The organism is Pseudoalteromonas sp. SMS1 (assembly GCF_021530565.1).
Classification (GTDB): Bacteria; Pseudomonadota; Gammaproteobacteria; order Enterobacterales; family Alteromonadaceae; genus Pseudoalteromonas.
The window spans coordinates 1-21,881 of record NZ_JAKGBI010000027.1 but is presented as its reverse complement, the minus strand read 5'-3'; the positions used below and the strand labels follow the sequence as shown (position 1 = coordinate 21,881).

19 protein-coding genes are annotated in these 21,881 nt (G+C 43.2%); 12 read left to right on the top strand and 7 right to left on the bottom strand.

All coding sequences use genetic code 11. The annotated features are described in order from the left end of the window. The first annotated feature begins 87 nt into the window (after positions 1–87). Together L1286_RS21870 and L1286_RS21865 are read left to right on the top strand one after the other, a co-directional pair. A complete protein-coding gene (locus L1286_RS21870) occupies positions 88–750 on the top strand; it encodes a DNA alkylation repair protein (RefSeq protein WP_235409170.1) in 663 nt (220 codons plus the stop codon). Between the two features lie 86 nt (positions 751–836). Further along, positions 837–1,307 carry a GNAT family N-acetyltransferase gene (locus tag L1286_RS21865; RefSeq protein WP_235409169.1) on the top strand — a complete coding sequence of 157 codons (471 nt, stop codon included), beginning with the start codon at positions 837–839 and terminating at the stop codon, positions 1,305–1,307. A 36-nt stretch (positions 1,308–1,343) separates the two neighbouring features. Here the strand turns inward: L1286_RS21865 and L1286_RS21860 are convergent, their stop codons facing one another. Both L1286_RS21860 and L1286_RS21855 read right to left on the bottom strand, forming a co-directional pair. Further along, positions 1,344–1,787 (bottom strand): hypothetical protein, encoded by a 444-nt coding sequence (locus tag L1286_RS21860; RefSeq protein ID WP_235409168.1) that lies wholly within the window; start codon positions 1,785–1,787, stop codon positions 1,344–1,346. Between the two features lie 10 nt (positions 1,788–1,797). Beyond that, on the bottom strand, positions 1,798–2,253 hold the full coding sequence (locus tag L1286_RS21855; protein ID WP_235409167.1) for a hypothetical protein: 456 nt from the start codon (positions 2,251–2,253) through the stop codon (positions 1,798–1,800). A 184-nt stretch (positions 2,254–2,437) separates the two neighbouring features. Here L1286_RS21855 and L1286_RS21850 point away from each other — a divergent pair, with 184 nt between their 5' ends. The 4 genes from L1286_RS21850 to L1286_RS21835 all read left to right on the top strand — a co-directional run bounded on the left by L1286_RS21850 (position 2,438) and on the right by L1286_RS21835 (position 7,516). Beyond that, the gene (locus L1286_RS21850) at positions 2,438–3,049 is read left to right on the top strand and encodes a LysE family translocator (protein ID WP_235409166.1); all 612 of its coding nucleotides are present in this window, start codon (positions 2,438–2,440) and stop codon (positions 3,047–3,049) included. 20 nt (positions 3,050–3,069) lie between these two features. Continuing rightward, positions 3,070–3,795: a sulfite exporter TauE/SafE family protein gene (locus L1286_RS21845; protein WP_235409165.1), complete on the top strand. Its 726-nt coding sequence runs from the start codon at positions 3,070–3,072 to the stop codon at positions 3,793–3,795. A gap of 134 nt (positions 3,796–3,929) precedes the next feature. After that, on the top strand, positions 3,930–5,813 hold the full coding sequence (locus tag L1286_RS21840) for a hypothetical protein (protein WP_235409164.1): 1,884 nt from the start codon (positions 3,930–3,932) through the stop codon (positions 5,811–5,813). Further along, positions 5,810–7,516, top strand: a complete 1,707-nt coding sequence (locus tag L1286_RS21835; RefSeq protein WP_235409163.1) for a HEAT repeat domain-containing protein — start codon at positions 5,810–5,812, stop codon at positions 7,514–7,516. Before L1286_RS21840 ends, L1286_RS21835 begins: the two co-directional genes overlap by 4 nt. 208 nt (positions 7,517–7,724) lie before the next feature. Here the strand turns inward: L1286_RS21835 and L1286_RS21830 are convergent, their stop codons facing one another. Beyond that, the gene (locus L1286_RS21830) at positions 7,725–8,138 is read right to left on the bottom strand and encodes a rhodanese-like domain-containing protein (RefSeq protein ID WP_235409162.1); all 414 of its coding nucleotides are present in this window, start codon (positions 8,136–8,138) and stop codon (positions 7,725–7,727) included. A gap of 131 nt (positions 8,139–8,269) precedes the next feature. Then, positions 8,270–9,628: a hypothetical protein gene (locus L1286_RS21825; protein WP_235409161.1), complete on the bottom strand. Its 1,359-nt coding sequence runs from the start codon at positions 9,626–9,628 to the stop codon at positions 8,270–8,272. A 163-nt stretch (positions 9,629–9,791) separates the two neighbouring features. Between L1286_RS21825 and L1286_RS21820 the strand changes: the two genes are divergently transcribed. Further along, positions 9,792–10,160 (top strand): HopJ type III effector protein, encoded by a 369-nt coding sequence (locus L1286_RS21820; protein WP_235409160.1) that lies wholly within the window; start codon positions 9,792–9,794, stop codon positions 10,158–10,160. 159 nt (positions 10,161–10,319) lie between these two features. Beyond that, a complete protein-coding gene (locus tag L1286_RS21815; RefSeq protein WP_235409159.1) occupies positions 10,320–10,571 on the top strand; it encodes a TIGR03643 family protein in 252 nt (83 codons plus the stop codon). A 2-nt stretch (positions 10,572–10,573) separates the two neighbouring features. Here L1286_RS21815 and L1286_RS21810 read toward each other — a convergent pair whose 3' ends face one another. Continuing rightward, positions 10,574–10,999, bottom strand: coding sequence for a response regulator (locus L1286_RS21810; RefSeq protein ID WP_235409158.1), 426 nt, complete (start codon positions 10,997–10,999; stop codon positions 10,574–10,576). A gap of 194 nt (positions 11,000–11,193) precedes the next feature. Continuing rightward, the gene (locus L1286_RS21805; protein WP_235409157.1) at positions 11,194–11,424 is read right to left on the bottom strand and encodes a YkgJ family cysteine cluster protein; all 231 of its coding nucleotides are present in this window, start codon (positions 11,422–11,424) and stop codon (positions 11,194–11,196) included. A gap of 256 nt (positions 11,425–11,680) precedes the next feature. Here L1286_RS21805 and L1286_RS21800 point away from each other — a divergent pair, with 256 nt between their 5' ends. The 4 genes from L1286_RS21800 to L1286_RS21785 all read left to right on the top strand — a co-directional run bounded on the left by L1286_RS21800 (position 11,681) and on the right by L1286_RS21785 (position 19,214). After that, positions 11,681–12,856 carry an efflux RND transporter periplasmic adaptor subunit gene (locus L1286_RS21800; protein ID WP_235409156.1) on the top strand — a complete coding sequence of 392 codons (1,176 nt, stop codon included), beginning with the start codon at positions 11,681–11,683 and terminating at the stop codon, positions 12,854–12,856. Between the two features lie 6 nt (positions 12,857–12,862). Then, the gene (locus tag L1286_RS21795) at positions 12,863–16,012 is read left to right on the top strand and encodes an efflux RND transporter permease subunit (protein WP_235409155.1); all 3,150 of its coding nucleotides are present in this window, start codon (positions 12,863–12,865) and stop codon (positions 16,010–16,012) included. Between the two features lie 199 nt (positions 16,013–16,211). Next, positions 16,212–18,557, top strand: a complete 2,346-nt coding sequence (locus L1286_RS21790; protein WP_235409154.1) for a hypothetical protein — start codon at positions 16,212–16,214, stop codon at positions 18,555–18,557. Between the two features lie 219 nt (positions 18,558–18,776). Continuing rightward, positions 18,777–19,214: a hypothetical protein gene (locus L1286_RS21785; protein WP_235409153.1), complete on the top strand. Its 438-nt coding sequence runs from the start codon at positions 18,777–18,779 to the stop codon at positions 19,212–19,214. 6 nt (positions 19,215–19,220) lie between these two features. Here L1286_RS21785 and L1286_RS21780 read toward each other — a convergent pair whose 3' ends face one another. Next, complete coding sequence (locus L1286_RS21780) at positions 19,221–21,488, bottom strand: acyl-CoA dehydrogenase (RefSeq protein WP_235409152.1); 2,268 nt, start codon at positions 21,486–21,488, stop codon at positions 19,221–19,223. Between the last annotated feature and the right edge of the window lie 393 nt (positions 21,489–21,881).

Sequence of the window (21,881 nt, the reverse complement as noted above, 5' to 3'; positions counted from 1 at the left end):
AGCTCGCATCGCCCCATAAAAATGGGGCTTTGCATTATTGCTGTAGGTGCACTAGCTTATTTAAAAAGCCTCAGTCACACACCTTCAATGAACATAACTAAAACGGTAAAATGTGCACTCACCGAGATTAACGACTCAGCTCAAGTGCTCAAAACGGCTCAAATAAGGCAAGTGTCTGCCACGCTCTTCAAGGAGTTAAACGAATACGACATTCGTTTTATCTTTACGCAATGTGAGACCTTGTTATCACAGCGTGATTGGCCTTGCCGCCTCATAGCTTTTGATTGGGCGTTTAGAGTCAAGAAACAGTATACGCGTGATACCTTTGAAATTTTTGAGTATTGGCTATTAGAATATGTTATAGATTGGTATGACTGTGATGATTTTTGCACGCACGCTTTTGGTGAGTTACTCGCACAATACAATGATTTAATAATCAAAACACATAGGTGGGCGAAACACCCTAACTTTGCGGTGAGGCGTGCGCTCGCCGTCGTTCTGATTTACCCTCTAAACAAAAAAAGGTGCCCCCTCGATGTGCCAATACAAGCGGCCGATCTTTTGTTGCTCGATCAACATGATTTAGTCCAAAAAGGGTATGGCTGGTTACTAAAAGTACTGTCCAAACATGCACCCAAAGAGGTGATCTCTTATTTAAAGAGTCGACATCACACCCTGCCAAGAGTGGCCTTTAGGTATGCCATAGAAAAGTTAGACGAACACACGCGCAAGTCGCTTATGTCTTTGTAAACATGATTGGTTTTACTATTCAATGTAGTATTTACAAGCGAATTCAATTATAGTTTTGTTACTATATAACAAACACAGCGCAATTTATGATAGCAATAACAAAGCTCTTCGATACTGACATTCCACACGTTCAAAAAATCCGCCTCAATAAAGAACAAGTTGAATTCGCAGGGACTGTTGAAGAATTTTTAACTGATGCATCAGACACAACCCATCTGCACGTGATCAAAAATGGCGATGACATTATTGGGTATTTCAAGCTTGACTTGGCTTACGCGAACAAATACGATTTTTGCCCAAACCATGCCGTTGGCATAAGAGCTTTTGTGATAGATAAACAACACCAAGGAAACGGCTATGGAACACGCGCCGTCGAAGTATTATTTAGCTATGTGGCCTCTGCCTACCCGGACTATTCTGAGATCGTTTTGACTGTCAATTGCCGGAACACAGCTGCATATGCATGCTATAAAAAAGCAGGGTTTGAAGATACCAACGAAAAGTATTTAGGGAGTCCTGCAGGACCTAATTACATCATGAAAGGAAGGTGCCATTAGCGCCCTCCTTATCAATTATAGCGTGTCGATAACGCACTAATTTATTGACGCAACAGCATCTTTTTTAGCAAGTTTAGTCAACTGAGTTGCAATATGACGACGTAAATTTAGTCTCCATCTGTCTACGTGTCTTTGCTTAACTTTACACCTAGAACCTGAACAATCATTTCTTTGCGCACTTACGTGCTCAAAACTAATTTCTTTGTCATCGAAATAAATTGTGGAGTTCAGCAGGTAACCTTTATGATCCAGCTCAGCTTTGATGAAGCCTTCGCCCTTTTCCTTGACTTTCCACCCTGCGTGCGTGATTGCTTTTTCGATGACTTGCTGAGGCGCTTTTACATACTCTGCAAGTTTGAATGGATCGCTATAAAAACTGTAACTATTCCCATTGACCGAGCGAAGGTTTAGATCATTGTTAGCGTCTGCAAAAGCGCTGACCGCCAAAAATGAGGAAATTACAATTAAACGTTTCAACATGACAAGTCCCTTAAATACTACCTAACGTTTTGCGAAGTTGCTTAACGAGTGAAAGATTATATTTATAATAATTACGATGAGTTTTATAGCAGTAGTCGTCTACTAACAGCTCACATCTGTAGTCATTCACACCACCATCATATTTTATCTGAACCGCCTTATCGTCATACTCGATACGATGGATAATGGCATGTCCTTTATAATCCCAGCGCGCCAAGATGTAGCCTTCACCTTCTCGTTCCAATAACCACGGTGTTCCTTTTGTTTGAGACATCGCATTTAATATTGCCAACCTAACCTCTTGAGGGTTGTCGCTTGCGTGATTGATTAGGCTGTAAATGCTGCGCATTTTCTTTTCAGACACCCCTTTGCGGAGATCTTTATACTCAAATGGCGTGGGGGCTGCACTTGAGAGTGTTGAGTATGACAAAACTGCCACACTTAATAATGCGAGTAGACGTTTCATTCTGTTCCCTTCAGATTAAAATAGATGCCAAGGGTACATCTTTACACGCATAGAAGTCTAGCAACATTGTAAAACCATGTAATTGATAACTAGAGCGCATTAATTTATGTATAAAATATAGACGATTCAATTGTGTAGCTAGGGTATGATAAGGTATAAACAACAAAGATAAATGGAGTTCATTGTGAGTATTGAGAGTTATATTGCGTTATTTAGTGCCATGTTCATTGTTGGCATCATTCCTGGACCAGCTGTATTTGCCATTATGACAACGTCATTGACTGGGGGATTTCGCCGTGGTGCCAGTATGACATTAGGGCTGGTCGTGGCTGACTATGTCTTCATCTTGTTGGCAGTTTCAGGACTTTCATTGATTGCCGAATCCATGGGCAGTGCGTTTGCGATTATTAAGTATGTATGTGCAGCCTATCTAGTATGGATGGGTATCAACTTGTGCTTGTCGAAACCTACCTTCGTAGATTCAACCAGTGAGCCCAAAGCGAACCGCTTAGATATTCTGGCAGGTTTTTTACTGTCCATGAGTAATCCCAAGGCAATTATTTTTTACATTGCACTCTTTCCTGCATTTGTCGATTTTCAACATATAACCCAATCAGACATTTTAGGTATCTTTGCTTGTGCAACACTCGCATTTGGTTCTGTGAATCTTGGATATGCATACTTGTCTTCAAAAGCGAGAACGCTTGTTTCTAACAGTAGACGTCTTGGCATATTTAATAAGGTAGCGGGAGGCACCCTCTCAGCAACGGGAATTGCTGTTGCTTTGAGATCGTGATCTATCAGTAGGAGAGTAAATTGTCGACGGCGTTGATCCTGGGTATTACCGCATTTTTCACATCGCTCATCGCTGCCATTATCGGCTTTGGTGGAGGTATGTTGTTAATCGCAATCCTCCCCATTTTTATCGCACCCGCATTAGTGATCCCACTTCATGGAGTCACGCAACTTGCCAGTAACGCCTCTAGAGCGACCTTTTCATGGAGATTTGTACAATGGGCGCTCTTACCACCCTTTTTAGCTGGCTCGATAATTGGGTCACTGCTGTTCGGGGTCATTTTGCTTGGGTTACCCACGACGTATATCCCATGTGCAATTGGTTTGTATCTATTGCTCAACTTGTGGTGCCCACCATTTACGCGCTTTATCAGCCAATTCGACAGTTTTTACCTTATCGGCGCGTTGCAAACGGGGCTAGGACTCATCGTTGGCACCACAGGTCCCTTGTCTTTATCAAAACTCACTAAGACGTTGCACTCCAAAGATGAGATAGTCGCGACCAGTGCCGTATTCATGACAATCAGTCACATCGCTAAGATCCCTGTTTTTATGCTTATCACACACTTACTCTGGCAAAGTATGAGCTTAGCTGCCGTGATGGTGTCGTGCGCCATCATTGGCTCTTTTATTGGCACTAGGCTAAGACTCAAAACAAACAACACTGCACTCATCGCCGTGATAAAATGGCTACTCTCTTTACTTGCGCTGAACATGATTTATTCGACAATAGTCCGCTTTTTCTAACGATGTTAAACATACTGGCCAACCCTGTAGGCTTGTTCCTGTCGATTAGTACTAAGGTCCTTAAAATCGACTTCACACTCGCTCCATATTCTTAGCTTACAATAATAAAGAGTTAAATAAGATAGAGAATCAACATGCGCTTAATCACAACGGCTCTTCTGAGCTTAGCCACTTTGACAGGGTGTCAATTTGGCGAAAATGATACGCTCACAGTTACCCCAATTACGGAGGTAGAAAGTAACTTAGAGATCACCGCAATCTCTACGGGCCCTTTGGACACGTTGTCACCATCTGACACAGTAAAAACCTACTATACCGTTGATGTCACAGGGTTCAACGATGTTGATGTTGAAGTTCATTTCTACCTCATGCACTCAGATGAACTGGACGTACGCAGCGAGCAAGAAGTGGCTATTGAAGACATACAGCAGATTGCAGTGGTGGAGTTGGCTGCACTTGCAGAGGGCGCGTCTGAGCATGAAATTGACTTAATATTGCCCAATACACTTGAAGGCGGTAACTACCATATCATCGCGCAAATCGATCCAAATGACTTACATGTAGAAGACATCGAAGAAGACAACCACCCTTCTGTTGATCATGAACCGCATCTTGATGGTGATTTCCCTCATGCTGATATTGTTGTCCGTGAACAAGAAGGGCATGATTACAAATTATTAAGCGCCACTTTTGGTCAGTCTGCACTTATTTTAGATGCACCCAGTGTTGATAACGGTACCAGTGAACATCACTCCGATCTTATTGGTTATTTCGAAGCTGATTATGAAGGTGGGAACTTAGGGCTGTCACATATTAAAGCTGAAGTCATGGTAGCAGGTAATTGGGTTGAAACTCATTTTTGGGATGCGCAAAATAATCAGTACACCGATACGCTTGCACACGAATTCACCGCGCAGTTACACGATGAACACATCGGTTTTGATATTGCGTTAGAACCTGCGCTACTGCAACAACTTTACGCCCAGTATGATGCACAAGCTGACAACCAATTAGAGCTGCGTTTTACACTTATTGACGCGGCGCAGGATGCAGAAACGCGCACCGACAATAATGAAATCCACACGTCTATTGCGCTTTACTTCTTTGAGCAGACGGATGCACCACAAGCGCGACCCGCAAGAGAAACTCAATTTGAAGAAACAGCCATTACACCAGCTGCCGTGGGCCTTGCGAATGTAAACTTCTCGAGCGAGTTCAATAAGTCCTATGGCAACAAATCAAAATTCAGTGTTGGTGTCGACCTTCAAGGTCAGTTGTTCATTGTCCCGACTGGCGACCCTGGCGGCCGTATTACGGGTGAAGGCACCGTAGAGGCCTATTTCTTTAATGCTAAAAATACACTATTTAGTATCTCATATAACGGCAGTGCCTATATCAGTGGTCAAAATACGGGCTATGAGTCTGAAATGATTATCTTTAACAACGTAGTTTTTGAAGATGAAAAGTTCACAGCCAAATATGAAAAGTCATGGGAAAAGAAATGGGAAGAAGACAAAGTACTTGCTCAAGCTACGTTCACTGTTGGCCCTATTCCCATCAAAGTTGAAGCAGGTGTCACTGGCAACCTAGGCTTTGAATTAACGGTCGGCTACAACGCGGAGTTGTATGCTGAGGGCGACTTATTCCATGTAGACTTTGGCGCATTTGGACGCGGTGGCGTAAACTTACTGGTTGCATCAGCTGGTGTTCAAGCTATCTTAACCCTGATTGACAATACCTTTGCAATGGAGTCAAACGCCGGGTTTGCGTTGCTTACCAATGACAATACGAACCCACATATTTACTATGGTATCGAGTTAAAGAACGATCTGGATGTGATTTCTGGCAAGTTTGGCTTGTACGCAGAGACTTATGGTGTGAAGTGGTGCAAGAAATGGGGCATTCCATACCCTTGCGGAAAGAAAACAACTCGCTATGATCTGTGGTTATATCAAACCAATAGTGTATTCGACAAATCTTGGACAATCTACTCCAAAGAAGGCGATATCAATCTATGATAACGCTTAATAAAGTAATGCTAGCCGGTGTACTTTGTGCACTGGCTAATAGTCAATATGCGCAGGCATCTTGTTCTTCACAATATGACTTTCGTATTGATACACGCACAACCTTTAATTACGACCAAATTAAAAATCAGGGACAACAAACACACATCAGGCTCTCTGGGTTGCTGACTATCAAAAAGGCTGAGCACAATGCTGAGCACGATTGGTGGGCAATCAAAGCTGACAATGTGCGAGCCGGAAGTGGTCAGTTTGCTTCTGAATTAGACAGTTACACTGTACCTTTTGCATTTAAATTAAACCAAAATGGTTTGATCACTGAATTCTGGTTTCCAACCCAACTAAATAAACAAGCGCAAGATCAGCTAAAAGGGCTTGCGTATTATTTTCAGTTTCAGCGTAACCCTGAAAACCCATCGAAGTTAGAGCACGATACGCTCGGTCAGTACACCGTAACGTACGAATATAAAAACGATAAGATTCAACTTAATAAGCAGACGTATCACTTACACAACGCACAACAAGGTGCCTTGCAAACTATCAAAATTGCGTCTTCAGGCCATCAGATCACGCCCAGCACCTGCTTTTTTAGCGCCCGCAAAGGCCAAGAAACACTGTTGTTTAGCGGTCAGTCACAAAGCTTAAACTTGAAAACGAAGCAGCAATATCAAATTAGCACTGCGAAGCAGGCCTACCCGTCGCCCCTGTTTTCATTGCCTGCAGATTTAGCTAACTGGCCAACAAATAACAGAACGCTCAGCGAAGCAGCGTTAACGAAACTAGCGCAATCACTTCAGCGCTTTGTGCTTGAAAATGACTTAACTCAAATTCCGGCCTATCAATTGGCTCAGCAACTTGCCCAATTTGACGCCGTCATCGACGCCTTAAGCAATGTATTTTTAACACAGCAACTCACAGATAATGCACAAATGCGCCTGTTTAACGCGTTGGGTCAGTTAGACAGCGCAAATAGCCAGCGACTCCTTGGACGCTTACTGATAGACGCAGAGAAAGATCCACTGATGCAGTTTCGCGCTTTGAGAGCGTTATCCCAGGGTCGAAACCCATTTAGCCCTGAGCTTACGCTATTGCTAACAGAACAAGTTGAGGGAGGCTTTACCAGTCTTGATTCTGAAGTCACAAGTAGTTTCTACATGACCATTGGCGCAATGTTGCATGGTCGTCAGCCCGACGCACAGGCACAGACATTACATGATGTATTATCAGAGCAGCTCTCGCTTGAAACAGATAAAAAAACCCAGTCGGCGTTAATATCCGGTCTTGGTAATAGCCGTAATACACAGCACTTTGAACAAATTGACCGTTACGTCAATGATACAAACAAAAGTGTCCAAAAGGCCTCTATTAGAGCATTAGGCATGCTACAAACAGCACCAGCCTATGAAAGTTTGGAGAAGCAGCTTGCAAAGCCGAACCACACTAATCAGGTGGCGCTACTTGGTGCACTTGCAAATTACCAACTTAAACCTGCGGCAAGTGATGCCGTACTGGCCATTGCCGTAAATAACCCCAGTGCAGAAAGCCGCTATGCCGCAATTAAAGCTTTAGCTTCGCAAAACGAACAAGCCGGCATAAAACAAACGCTTAAATCAGCATTACGCTCGGAAAAGTCAAAAAGAAACTTTCAAGCCATTGTTGAACTGCTCCATAGCGCTACTCCATCTGCACAAAAGTAAGTTCAGCCAAACAGCCACCAATATGACGGTGGCTGTGGTACACCCCAACCTACACTCACATGAGTACACGGCCAATCCCAACTTGAAGCGCCTATCACATTGTATCTAAAACCTTATCCGACAAGGTAATACGTATCTGCGAGCTCATATCATCACACGCGCGGCCTCAATGAATGCTTGCCTCTTAAACGAGACGTAAAACACGCCACTAGCTTTGTGCTTCGTCAACACGCCGATTGACGGGGTAACGTTCAAAGTCCTCCCAGTAATGAATCCCCCCAATCATTTCTTTGACACGATAACCTAAAGCTGACAGCTTTTGTGCTGCTTTACTGGCACCATTACACCCGGGCCCCCAACAGTACACAACAAACAACGTATCTTGATGAAATTGCTGCATGCGTAGTTGTGTTATTTCTGCGTGGGGTATGTTAATTGCCGTCATGGCATGGCTTTTAGCAAATGCTTCGTGTGAGCGAACGTCAATCAGTACAAAGTGATTTTCGCCAGCTCTGATGTCTGCGTATACATCGGAACAATCTGTTTCGCATGCCAGTTTACGGGCAAAATACTGCGCCGATTTTTCCGTGTTACGTTCTAAAAAGCGACTTACATTCGACATGAATTTACTCCTTATTTAACCTACTAAATAATTTACTAAGTAATTGCAAAGTAAGGAATTCATAAGTTTTTAAGAGCGCGTTCAGATATTCTTAACGCGGCTTATTTGGCCTTAGTAGCGTACGCACAAAGTTAATCTTTCATCTGTTCTATGGCCACAATTTCGGAGCGGTTCATCGTCAGTTTATAGCGTTCTAGCTGCACCTTATTCTGGGTTTTAAAGCGCATCACCAAATTGATTTGATAACGCCGTTCTACCGAGTTCTTTGATACTTTATGTCCGTCCAAACTGTACAGTTTACCCGCCCCTTTTTTCAAATAGCGTGCAAACGAACTCATATTGAATGTGATACGTTGCTGCACTTCTTCATATCCCGGTAAGAACTCATCTACATGAACTTGGTTTTTAGCACAAAAGTGTAAAAAGTTAGCCTCTTGGCGGTTTTGCCTCCCACGCTTTTTTAACAGCTTGTCGACATCTTCTGGGATCTCTTTTTTCTTAATGTGCTCCAACCAAATTGTTTGTGTGCACACCGTTGCATCATTTACCGAGTTTTTAAATTTGTTGCGCCATTTAGGCCTTCCCTTTTGCACTTGCCGCCATGCCCACTGGGTTAAGTCATCTTTAAAAGTTTCCCTCAACCCGTAAATAACGCCCAACAATGCAATCAGTGCAACTGTGATTTCTTCAAAATTGGAGCGTGCATTGAGCACCAGATACATGACAAATGCCATGATCACTGCGGTGACAGCGCCTCTGGCCATGCGCTTGAGGTTTGCTCCCAAATTCGTGGTTTCTTTATTAAATACCACACCGTACTCAATTAACCTTTCAAGCAAACGCATTTTGTTGGTAATTCTATTTGGGTCTTCTAATGTGACTTGCGAGTTATAGCTCAGCTTTTCTCTGTAAGCACTTTCTTGTTTGCAAAAATCAATAACAACACTTCTTTCTCGACTAAACTCACTCGATTTAGGCCCTTTCGCAAGCAAGTTCAAAAAAGCCTGTTCAGTGTGCCAACTTAAATAGTTATCGGCATTTTGAAAGTAAGATTTTAGTTTATTGTCTGGTGGCGTGTATCGCCTCAATTTAACCAATAACTTCGTAGATTGTGCCACCAACTCAATCGCAGCCGGGTAAAACGCTTCGGCCTGCTTAAGCTTCAGTGTATCTTTGACATCCGCTTCCAAAGCAATGCGAATTTGATAACAAAATAAGTTCAAATTGACGCGATAATCACTTTTTTGTCCTTTGCTTTGGCTGATAAAACGACTTCGGACCAGAGGGAGATGTAACTGCTCAGAATAATAGGCACTGTGACTTTTGATGTTCGCATTGAAATAATCGACCTCGTTTAAGGTATTTGCATTGATCCCCATATCGGTCGGTATCGAAAAGTACAGGTCAAGTTGGTTGGTCTCTTTTGGCAGGAGTTGATAATTTATTTTAAAAGATAGGCTTTCGTCTTGGCTTAGTTTCGCTTTACTCACTCGAATAATGTACCTCCTATGTTTGACACTCCTAAATTATAACACAAATCCTTTGCTAACATCGGCTTATATCAACAAATAGCACGCTGTTTTTACTAAAGTTGTACTATGCAAGTTTGCGTCAATTCGCCATAATGGCATTTTTAATCAACAAGTAGTTGCCATGACTAATAACCCCAAAACATCTGAAAGTATTAAACAATTTATTGAACGTTTAACATCAAATAGTGAGACAGTGGAGTTTGAAGACACCATTGCAGTAATAGAGCAGCATTACGTATTTGACCCATGCGCATTTACAAATGGCGAACAAATAAATGAACTTGGCACCAATCTGGGCTCATGCAAAATTTTAGCATTTGCTGATCTGCACAGTTTGCCGGCGCAAGCGACATTGCACTGCTTTGGCCGCTACTACCGACAAGACGTGTTGCAAAACCCCGACGGCACTGACCACGCAAATATCAGAAACTTCATCAAATATGGTTGGCAAGGTGTCTCATTCTCCCGTTTTCCTTTGTCTGCAAAGTAGTACTCATTCCAGGTGCATTCAGGTTGTAGGGTTAAATAGCCTATGCACCTTAACCCAGCATAGACAGCAACTTACCTTGTTTCGCTATGGCTGAACTAATCCAAAATATTGCATAACGCGTATAACTCGGCCTGACTTGAAAAACAGGCACGTTAAATAATGCAATTAAGAGAAGATGAAACATCACGGATCATAGAAATGGCGTGGGAAGATCGCACACCATTTGAAGCCATTTACACCTTGTTTGGTTTAGATGAACCGTCTGTCATCAAACTCATGCGTAAACACCTCAAACCTCGTAGCTTCAATACGTGGCGGGCACGGGTATCGGGCCGCAAGACCAAACATTTGCAAATGCGCTCCAAAGAAGTCGTTAGGGGTTACTGTAAAACCCAGTACAAACACCGTTGATTTTATGCAGTGCAGCTTTCAATCGTCTTTTTTAAGCTGTGTACGGATAGACTTTCCTTCACCAGATAGCCTTTAACGAAGTCATAGCCTTGGGCCTTGTGCTTATCTTCATCACACTTAGAAGATGTGTACAGAGCCAGCATCGATTTGTTGAATACGTGTGTACACGCCCTCAGCTTTACAAACGCCTCTAAGAATTCGAAACCGTCCATAAGCGGCATATTGATATCAAGGAAAATAATAATTGGTGGAAACCTCTCGGGGTACTGTTTCGCATTGTCTTCATAGTTAGACAAAAAGTCGATGGCCGCTTGCCCATTCTCGGCTTCGAATATGTAACTTACATACCCTGCACTTTTTAGTGCCCTTTTGAGCAAATACCTGTCTACCTCATCATCATCTATCATCATTATAGTAAATTCATTCATGTGCACTTTCCTTAAGCAACCTGACGCCAAACATTACAGAAAACCATTAAGCTTATAAAAACGTAGAGTTAGTATTTTGGGAGACCTTGTTTGCTACAACAAGTTTAGTTGAGAAGATCTGATGTACAAGTAAATAGAGACATGACAACAGGGAGCAGCAGAATCTGCCCTGAACACATTAATTAAACGCCAGATTAAGTCACGGCTTCAAGATAGATCAAATTCGCCATTGCCTGCTTATTATTGGTCCCACACATTTCCTTGTCGGCCTTGAAATCATGACACACTTTTGGACGCTCAGGTTTACCAAATATTGCGCATAAATTATCTTGATTCAGATGCACACAGCGCACATTGGCAGCTTTGTTCAACGAGCTGATACTCGGTGCAATGCAACATGCCCCGCACCCTAACCTACACTCCATCACAATCTCCGCACTAGTAAAAATACAGAGTATACGGAGAAGTACATTCGATGTATGCAAAAAACCGTGTTTATTAGGTTTTAAGCAATTTTAGCCCTAAATTGTAAATTTGTGACAAAGGTCGCAATGCTTTGTTACATATTGATATGAGATCAAAACACATAGAAATATCTATTGGCGTATTATTCTGTGTAACCGATGCGTACTTGTATTCATGCTCGTATCAAATTTGTCAATTCAGGAAGGAATTAACATCGTGGCTAGTAAAAAACAAATCATATTACCTTGTGTGGTGTTACTCGGAGGCATTGCAAGCGCTATTGCATTTTCTTCAATGCAAACACCCCCGCAAGAAAAACCAGAAAAAATCATTCACCCTCTCGTTGAAGTTGCCCCGATTAACACAGCGTCATTGCAAATGTCTGTGAGCTCTTATGGTATCGTCAAACCAAAATACAGCACACAACTGGTCGCTCAAGTAAGTGGACAAATTATCGCGCTTTCTGAAGAGTTCGTAAAAGGTGGCTTTGTTAAACAAGGTGCCGTTTTAGCACGTATCGATCCCAACGATTATGAAGCCGCGCTGATTGATGCCCAAGCGAATCTTGCACAGGCAAGCTCCGCACTTGAAATAGAGCAGGCACAAGCACATGTAGCAAAAACTGAATGGGAACGCATCAAAAATAATGCAAACTCAACAATTCCCTCTGAACTCTACCTCAGAAAGCCCCAACTGGCTGAAAAGTTAGCTCGCTTTCAGGCCGCACAAGCCAGTGTGAAACGCGCCAAACGTAACCTTGAGCGTACCTATATCAAAGCACCCTACGACGCAATTATCGATACACGTTCATTAAGCCTAGGCAGTGTTGTTAATCAAGGTAGCTCTGTTGGGGTTATTAATGCGATATCAGTCGCAGAAGTAAGGTTGCCAGTGGCAGATGCCGAGTTACAACATTTAAACAACAATGGTATTAATGCCTCAGTCACCTTGAGTGCAAAAGTGGCAGGACAAGAAGTAAGCTGGCAAGGAAAAATCGTACGTAGTGAAGGCGTGATTGACAGTCGCAGCCGCATGACTTACTTAGTAGCACAAGTTGACCGCCCGTATGATGACAACCAAAAGCCATTGCGGTTTGGCGCATACCTGAACGCTCAGATCAAAGGTAAATTAGTTTCAAATGCCGTTGAAATCCCACACCATTTAGTGCGTGACGGACAAGTTGCCGTATTGAACAGTGATAACACGCTGTCTTTCAAAAAGCTCAACATTGTTAGAGAGTATGATGGCTTAATTGTTACCAACCAAGGCCTTGAATCAGGACAAAGCTTGATCACCTCTGCACTTGAATACCCAACCGAAGGCATGCAACTGCGTGTTGATGAGGGCACTGTGGCCCAAACTTCCACTCAACTTGCGTTGAAAGAGGAGTAACCGCGTATGGAAACCCAAGAAAAAGGCATTATTGCTTGGTTTGCACGCAATCCAGTTGCCGCAAACCTGCTCATGATTTTTGTGCTCGTTGGTGGCTTACTGACGGCATTCACAATTCAGAAGCAAATCTTTCCACAAAATAAAAACTATTGGCTAAGTATTCAAGCGGTATATCCAGGTGCGGCACCTCAGGAGGTCGAAGAAGGCATCACTATCAAAGTCGAAGAAGCAATGGAAGGGCTTGAAGGGATCAAACGACTTATCACCTATTCAAACCGTGGTTTTTCACAAACTTGGATTGAAGTAGACCAACAATATGAGCCCAAAGATGTCCTTGATGAAGTGAAAATGCAGGTAGATGCTATTTCAAACTTTCCATCGGGTATGGAGCGCCCCATTGTTCGTAATGAAAAAAATGAACAAGATGTGATGCTCCTAACACTTAATGGGGATATGGATTTCAAAGAACTTAAGAAACTAGGTAATACACTGCATGATGAAATGCTCGCGCTACCTGGGGTAAATCTCGTCACATTTAACAGTGGCTTAGATTACGAAATTGGCATCGAAGTCAGTCCAGATAAACTGCGTGAATACGGTCTTACGTTTCGTGATATCTCAGCGGCAGTTCAAAGTTTTTCAGCGAATATGTCAGCCGGTCAGATCCGGTCAGACAATGGCTACATTTCAATGCGAGTAGAAAACCAAGCATATCAAGGCCATGAATTTGAACAGCTGCCGCTGATAACATTAGAAGATGGCGCCCAGATCCGTTTAGGTGACGTTGCGAAAGTTTCAGATGGTTTTGAAGAAGGCCTAATGTACTCACTTTACAATGGCCGAAATTCACTCCTTTATGAGGTTAAGGCGTCGAAGGACCAAGACATAACAAAAGTTGCCAGTGTTATCAAAGGTTACCTCAATGACAAAAAATCACAGCTGCCACAAAACGTAAAGCTGGAGCCATTTCTAGACTTCACTTACTACCTTGAAGGCCGACTTAACATGATGATCGAAAACATGGTTATCGGTGGTATTTTGGTCATGTTGATGCTGGCGCTATTTTTAAGAGTGAGACTTGCATTTTGGGTCATGATGGGCCTGCCCGTTTCATTTCTGGGCGCGTTTTTATTAATGCCTATGGGCTTTATGGACATCACGATTAACCTCGCCTCATTGTTCGCCTTTATTCTGGTTCTGGGTATTGTGGTCGATGATGCCATCGTCGTGGGCGAATCTGCGCATGCCGAAATAGAAAAACATGGGCATAGCCTTGATAACGTTGTGCGTGGCGTAAAACGCGTCGCGGTGCCTGCAACATTCGGCGTACTGACCACCATTGCAGCCTTTTTGCCTCAAACGTTGTCAACAGGCCCAGAAGCGGCATTTTCAAAAGCCATCGGTGGTGTCATCATTCTGTGTTTGATCTTCTCTTTGATTGAATCAAAACTTATTTTACCAGCGCACTTAGCGGCAATGAAAGACAAGCCAAGTAACCCAAAAAACCCACTTCATCGTTTGAGAGCAGGTATGGATAATGGCTTAAAACACTTCATCGAAAACATCTACAGACCATTTATCGACAAGTGCATACATTACCGTTACACCGTCATTGTTGGCTTTATTTGTATCTTGATTGTGAGTGGCGGATTATTTGCCGGAGGCTTCATAAAATTTGTTGCCAACCCTAAAATCCCCCATGACTTTCCAAGTATTCGCATTGAGATGAATCTGTCAGCCTCTGAATCCGCAACGCTTGCAACCACCAATAAAATTGAAAAAATGGTCTGGGAAGTTGAGAAACAAGTAGAAGCGCAGTACGGTCAGGTCATGGTTAAGAACCTGTCAGTGAATATGAATGGCCGCACTAATGCATCTATCCGTGCAATTTTGGTAGAGCCACATTTACGCCCTATAGACACCTTTGAACTCAGTGAAATGTGGCGTGAAAATATGCCGCCTTTACCTGGTGTCAAAAGCTTCAATATTGAGGATAACGTATTTGGCGGTGGCCGAGATGACGGTGATATTAGCTTCCGCCTTGAAGGTAAAAATAAGGATACCCTCAGAGAGGTCGCAGCTAAACTAAAAGCAAAGCTAAGAACGGTTGAAGGCGTGGGTGATGTCAATGACTCTATGCAGTCAGCAACAGATGAAATTCGACTCGAGCTTAAACCTTTGGCTTACAGCATGGGGCTAACGCTGTCGGATGTTGCCTCTCAGGTAAACTTTAGCTACTACGGTCTTGAAGCTCAGCGCATCTTGCGTAACGGCGAAGAAATCAAAGTGATGGTTCGTTACCCTAAAGAACACCGCAATGCCATCAGTGACATCCAAGATGTACGTATAATCTCGCCTGCCGGCGCAGAAATCCCGCTGATTGAGGTTGCTGACATCAAGCTCGTCGAAGGTGTAAATCGTATTCGTCGCGAAAATGCTAAGCGGACGATTAATGTTTGGGCATCTGTAGATACAGATCAAGCAGAACCGTTCAAAATTGCTGAACAAATTGGCGAAGAATATTTACCCAGCCTATTGGAAAACTACCCTGATGTTACCAGCAGCATTACAGGCCGTGTACAAGAAGAGATGGACAGTGTGGCAGAGCAGCTTCGTGATTTTGCGTTGTCATTAATGATCATTTTTGCCCTACTAGCCATTCCACTGCGCTCCTATACTCAGCCACTCTTAATTATGTCTGTGATTCCGTTTGGCGTTGTAGGAGCAGTATTGGGTCATATGGTACTGGGTATGACAATGAGTGGCCTCTCTTTCTTTGGTATTATCGCGGTCGCTGGGGTCGTAGTGAATGACTCACTTGTCATGGTTGATTTTGTCAACAAAGCAAGAGAAACAGGATTGAGTATCAAAGAGGCGGTTGTCGAGGCTGGGTGTCGCAGATTCCGCGCAATTTTGTTGACATCTTTGACCACATTCATTGGTTTGGTACCAATCATTATGGAAACCAGCCTACAAGCACAAATCGTGATCCCAATGGCTGTATCGCTTGCTTTTGGTGTTTTGTTTGCAACGGTCATTACGCTGATATTGATCCCTTGCCAGTATGTCGCGCTTGAGGACGCGAAACGCATTGGCAAAAGACTATTTGGTAGAAAAACTGAAGAAATCAACCAAGTACAATCCACTTTAAATTAAGTAAACTCCCTTCCTGACCAAGCCCGGCGTATTATGCTGGGCTTTTTCGTTCTACAACTGCTTACAATTGAAGTACGAAAATTAACCTTTTTATTAAGTTGCCATTAAAATAGACCACTCTAAATTGCTTGGAATAGGAAAGCTTTCCTATTTAAGTGAAACAGATAATGTGAAACAAAGCATTGATTAAGGAATAAAGATGCGCAAAATACTTTTGGCCTCGCTATTAGGTTTGTTAACTGCATGTGGCGGTGGTAATGATTCATCAAGTAATGACGATCAACGCCCAATAACCGAGAACAAAGCACCTACCATCACGCTAAGTGGTAACACACTGGCGGTATCTGCTGAGTCTATCACCCTAAATACCATTTTTAACGATCCCGACAACGACGAACTTGCGGTGAGTTGGACAAGCTCGCTACCAGGAGTCCAGTTTGAACAAGCGTCTTTAGCGCGCACCCTTGTTACATTCCCTACCGTGACTGAGAAACAAAATATTACCTTAAGCTGTGACGTTTCGGATGGTGTAAACCCAACAGTAACAAAAACGTACATGGTCACTCTCTACCCTGTCATCGCAGGCGCACATATTGAAATGGAAGAAAATTATGCATTTGATGGCGACAATACAGTGTCATTAAGCGCATCATTTGAAACTGACACGATAATCCAAGATGTGATGTGGGAGCTGGACGGTATCGACTTGAACTATGAAGTTTCAGGCTCCACCTCGAATAACCAGGGAGAGTCAACGCTCAAAATGGCACTTCCCAATGTCTCACAGATAACCGAGTTTACCGTTACGCTCAAAGTAATCACTGAACACGGTGCACATGCCCGCTCAGCGACAGTCAAAGTGTCCCCTGCCAATGGCCCTTCTTTAAGTGTCTCTTTACCTGACCAATTAACCGTTTCCAGCGCAAAAGAGAGCAGTGTCGTCCCTACCATTGCACACAGTGATGAAATTGAACGCTATACATGGCAGTGGCAACCCAACCCGCAACCTACAGAGCAAACAAGCAACAGCAAAGTGTATCAATTTGTCGCTCCGATTGTCGCTGAAGATACCCAGTTTGATTTATCACTCACAGTAAACATGAAAGGGGGCGTCTCTAAAACGGCAACTACGAAAGTCACAGTTAAAAAACACATTGTTCAAAACCCAATTACGTTAACGAGCTCCCATGACGTTGCCGCATCGGGGCAAACAGTGGTTGTGACAAGTAATGTCACTGACTTCTCAAATGTAGACAGCGTAACTTGGTCAATCAACAATGAATTTGATGACCAATACCTCAATAAGGAAAACAATAAACTCACAATACAAGTGCCAGAAGTTGAGAGCTACAATAACTTTCACACGATCAGTTATACGTTAAACTACAAATCGGGTGGGCATGCCACAGAAACTTTACCGTTTACTTTCCACAATACCGTTGCAACAAGAGGTGCCATCGATATTACCAACAAAGACCAAAGGTTTGATATTTATCCTAAACGCGAGGTAATGCAGAATTATACTTTAGAAAGCGCAGTCCCCATTGATGACATACGCATTGTCCCTATCACTAACTTGCATACTTACGACAAACTGGAAGTAACGCGCAACAATCACATCGCAACGATTACTGTACTAGACAACGAGTACATCGCAAGTTCAATGAGATCATTTAGTCTAATCATAAAAGCAGGCTTCGCTGAGAAAGAAGTTAACGTTTACGCGGAGTCATATAACTCGTTGTTAAGAACTTATGCGGGTGTCAACGAAACATATGTCAGCGGCGCCAATTTCTTCTTATTTGGTCAATTTAATCACCTTGAAGGAAAGACCGATTATATTCCTGCTTGGGACAATTCAGGTGGCGTATCAAAAGTGTCCAATGATGTTGCTTTGATTACTGAATACCGACAAATACTTCCTCAAGAAATCGAAGCGAGAATGTCTTTATACACCAGAGATGAAGCAGATACATTTATCATAAACAGCGCTGAAATTACCATGGCAAATAATTTTGAGGTCGAAGGAGAACAGTATCGCTGCGTGGTCGAAGACCGTGCCCTATCAAGATGTACGAGTAACAACAGCCTGCTCAATTTTGAGACGCAACCCGACCAACTTAAGCAAGTTGTCACACGTGGGAACTATGCGTGCCAACTCGGCAACGCAGGCGATGTGCATTGTGCTGGTTTTAACGACTCCCCGGTTGCTCAAGTGCCCGCGCTAGCACATGTGGTTAAACTGAATGCGGTCAACTATGATACCGCGTGTGCGCAATTTGCAGATGCAAGCTGGCAGTGCTGGGGAACAGACTCAGCTCAGATAGAGCAACGCATCGCTCAGTCAGGATTAGTGCATCAAATTTTAGGCAACCACACCCACACATGCCTTGTTAACAACGGTCATTTGACATGCTTTGGCGACGATAATACGCCCGCCTTCCAAAGCTCAGGAGATTACATTGCGCAACTAATACTAGAAAACGGTGAGCTATGTTATCGAACGCAAGGTGCCAATACACTGAAATGCCCGTTGAGTGACTAACCCATCATCACCTTTATATCCTTTTAGGGCATAACCACATAGCCCTAAAAGGTGCTGATGTTCCCACTATGGTACCTCCCCCCTTAATTCGTTTCGATTATAAAAATAAGCTATTTATATTAAGATAAAATATACGATTAGGTTATTTTAATTAGTTAACTTTACAAATGATTCGAATAAAGACACACTAGAGAGAGTGATTGGTAACTCCTTTTTAAAATGAAATATCTCTCTTTGATTTTCGCTTTTGCGACATTATTTTTAGCTGGTTGTGGTAACGAAGAAGCGGGCAGAGGTGATAAAGACACCCCTGGTTACACTGCAACAATGTATTTTGATGCCCTTTACAATCGCAAAGATATGAATGCAGCCCTCAAGCTTGCGACTCCGCGGCTTGCACGGATAATGCGCTCTTATGGCACAACGTCTCAATTCACGAGAAACCTCGTAAACATGCAATATGATAGTGTCACGATAGAATTGGACATGACAAATCAAAGCTTGCGTGAGCAATATGGTAAAAATGCCAAAGTAAACTTAATATTTACCGGCCAATTACATGGCGACCAAGTCGACGATATGCGAAGCGTGCAAATGGTTAAACGTAAGGGTGACTGGTACGTAGATAAAATTAACCCTGATCCATATGCACGCTAAGATAGCCTAAGCGCTTTTTGCATCCACGCTAAGCGCTTCGTCTCTAATTTTTAGCCACACTTCTAAAGCCTGCTTATCTCCCTCTGAAATAACCCCAGCTGCACACGCCTCTGCTAACTGTTGAGAGTCTGATTGGTTGTACAATTGTGCTGTTTGTTTTCTTTGCCAACGTAAGAAATCGTGATACGCCACTTTCACCCCTTTAGACAGAGATACTGCTTTTTCGAGCTTTTCGAGCCCAACCATCCCCTCACAATCACAAAATGCACTAATGCGATTGAGCGTATTGCTGTTTTCAAATACGCTCGCACACAGTGATTTAACCTCGTCATCTAAGGCGCCAAACGCACGTGTACCCAAAGGAAATATCAAGCGTTTTACAACGCTTCTTAGGCCCCTAGGTAAAAAGTTTTCGATAAAGGTCTTCGCTGCTTGGCTGTAACTTGTCAGATGGTACGCCATTGCGACTCTGACAAGCGGCAAATCCCCGCATTGGTGGCCATCATCTTCATACTTTTTCAACACGCAGGACGCTAAATACAAGTGACTGAGCATGTCTCCCAAACGGGCTGATTGCATTTCACGATATTTCAGTGCACCACCTAGTCGCAACATCGCAATATCACTCAATACCGCTAACACTTGGCTATACCAAGTGAGTAACTGGTAATAACGTGCCACATCCCCACTGACAGGCGAACTGACAAACCGAGCAACGGTTAATCCATTGAACAGCGCTTTCAAACTATTTGTGCCGGTATGAAGCAGATGAGACAAGAGTAATTTATCAAATTCTTTTAATCCGTGTTCCTTGTCTTCGAGCTGTACAGCTTCCATTTCTTTTAAAATGAATGGATGACAACGACTGGCTCCTTGGCCAAAAATCATCAAATTTCTGGTGAGAATATTTGCGCCTTCAACCGTAATACTAATCGGCATGCCGGCGTAGTGATTCGCGAGATAATTCAAAGCACCTTTTTGAATCGCTTTGCCACCATGTATATCCATTGCATCGTTGATCACCTGCCTTGCTTGCTCGGTGAGGTGGTACTTGGCAATTGCAGTAATAACGGAAGGCTTTTTATTTAAATCGACAGCCAACGCGGTATTCTCTCTCGCAGCTTCAATGCTATAAGTGAGTCCACAGATCCTTGCAAGTGCACTCTGCACGCCTTCAAATTGTCCAATGGGTTGTTTAAATTGATAGCGCAACTGGCTGTAAGCCGATGTAGAACGACTACATAACTGCGCTGTTCCCGCGCTTAACGCTGGCAATGAAATACCTCGACCAGCACTCAAACAAGAAACCAACATGCGCCACCCTAATCCGATGCCATCTTGACCGCCAATTACCCAATCCATCGGAATGAAAACATCTTTACCTTGTGTGGTGCCGTTCATAAACGCAAGCCCCATTGGGTCATGACGATCACCATGGTTTACGCCCTTATGTTGGGTGGGGATCAACGCGCAAGTAATACCCAGCTCTACGTCATCACTTAACAGTTTATCTGGGTCAAATACTTTGAATGCAAGACCAAGTACATCCGCAATAGGCGCCAAAGTGATATATCTTTTTGACCAAGTCACCCTCAGCCCTAATGTCTCCTTCCCTTCAAACTCTTGTTTACATACCGTCGCATAATCAGTAATACCACCCGCATCCGAGCCAGCATGTAATGACGTCAATGCAAAACACGGCAGTGCATCTGCGCTGGCAAGTTTAGGCAACCAGTAATTTTGCTGCGCTTGTGTGCCAAAATGCAGTAGCAACTCAGCGGGCCCCAAGCTATTTGGTACCATGACCGTAACGGCAGTAGATAAACTGCGAGTTGCAATTGTCGACACGATCACCGAATTAGCCTGTGCACTGAACTCCCTACCACCAAAGCTTTTAGGAATTATCATTGAAAAGAACCCCTGCTCTTTGAGGTACTTCCAGACGTCTTCCGGTAAATCTCCTTGTGCAGTAATCTGTGCTTCATCGAGCATTGTCATGAGCGTTTTTAGTTCATTGTTTACGAATGCTTGTTCTTCGTCCGACAACCTTGGTTTGCCAGAGTGTAACCACATTTTCCAATCTGGCTTACCACTGAACAAGCTGGCGTCCCACCAAGTATCCCCGGCCTTCATTGCTTCCTTTTCCGTGTCGGATAACTCTGGTAATGCACGCTTAAAATAATTGAACAGGGGTAAAGAAACCCATTTAACGCGTACCTCCTTAACCCCAAAAATAATCCAAACAGCTATAATTATTAATAAAACTAACCACATGAGAGTTTGTCTCCTTCCTATTGATTAGGTAAGTATGGATGAAAAACATACTAACTCAACCACGGTACTTATTCGCAGGCAACAAATAACATGGCAACCTGGCGAATAAGTGAAGAATCTTTGATTTAACTGCGGCTTAACTTGACTTGACATAACACTTTCGCGATTGAGGGGATGCCAAGAGGCTGTTATCATCGCTGTTCTCTATAACAAAAAGTGAATAATTATGTCAGCAAAATTTAAACTCAGCCTAAGCGCGGTATTCGTTGCTGGGGCACTCTCTCTGAGTGGCTGTAACTCAACAACAAGTGACAAGCTAACTGAAAAAGACGCCGAAGCTTTTTTAGTCCAAGCTGAAGAACAATTACTAGACCCTGTCTCTTATACACATCT

Coding starts and splice junctions, on each gene's coding strand:
- L1286_RS21835 (WP_235409163.1), top strand. CDS start 5,810: ATGATAACGCTTAATAAAGTAATGCTAGCCGGTGTACTTTGTGCACTG.
- L1286_RS21830 (WP_235409162.1), bottom strand. CDS start 8,138: ATGTCGAATGTAAGTCGCTTTTTAGAACGTAACACGGAAAAATCGGCG.
- L1286_RS21865 (WP_235409169.1), top strand. CDS start 837: ATGATAGCAATAACAAAGCTCTTCGATACTGACATTCCACACGTTCAA.
- L1286_RS21785 (WP_235409153.1), top strand. CDS start 18,777: ATGAAATATCTCTCTTTGATTTTCGCTTTTGCGACATTATTTTTAGCT.
- L1286_RS21860 (WP_235409168.1), bottom strand. CDS start 1,787: ATGTTGAAACGTTTAATTGTAATTTCCTCATTTTTGGCGGTCAGCGCT.
- L1286_RS21855 (WP_235409167.1), bottom strand. CDS start 2,253: ATGAAACGTCTACTCGCATTATTAAGTGTGGCAGTTTTGTCATACTCA.
- L1286_RS21795 (WP_235409155.1), top strand. CDS start 12,863: ATGGAAACCCAAGAAAAAGGCATTATTGCTTGGTTTGCACGCAATCCA.
- L1286_RS21780 (WP_235409152.1), bottom strand. CDS start 21,488: ATGTGGTTAGTTTTATTAATAATTATAGCTGTTTGGATTATTTTTGGG.
- L1286_RS21840 (WP_235409164.1), top strand. CDS start 3,930: ATGCGCTTAATCACAACGGCTCTTCTGAGCTTAGCCACTTTGACAGGG.
- L1286_RS21820 (WP_235409160.1), top strand. CDS start 9,792: ATGACTAATAACCCCAAAACATCTGAAAGTATTAAACAATTTATTGAA.
- L1286_RS21810 (WP_235409158.1), bottom strand. CDS start 10,999: ATGAATGAATTTACTATAATGATGATAGATGATGATGAGGTAGACAGG.
- L1286_RS21805 (WP_235409157.1), bottom strand. CDS start 11,424: ATGGAGTGTAGGTTAGGGTGCGGGGCATGTTGCATTGCACCGAGTATC.
- L1286_RS21790 (WP_235409154.1), top strand. CDS start 16,212: ATGCGCAAAATACTTTTGGCCTCGCTATTAGGTTTGTTAACTGCATGT.
- L1286_RS21815 (WP_235409159.1), top strand. CDS start 10,320: ATGCAATTAAGAGAAGATGAAACATCACGGATCATAGAAATGGCGTGG.
- L1286_RS21870 (WP_235409170.1), top strand. CDS start 88: ATGAACATAACTAAAACGGTAAAATGTGCACTCACCGAGATTAACGAC.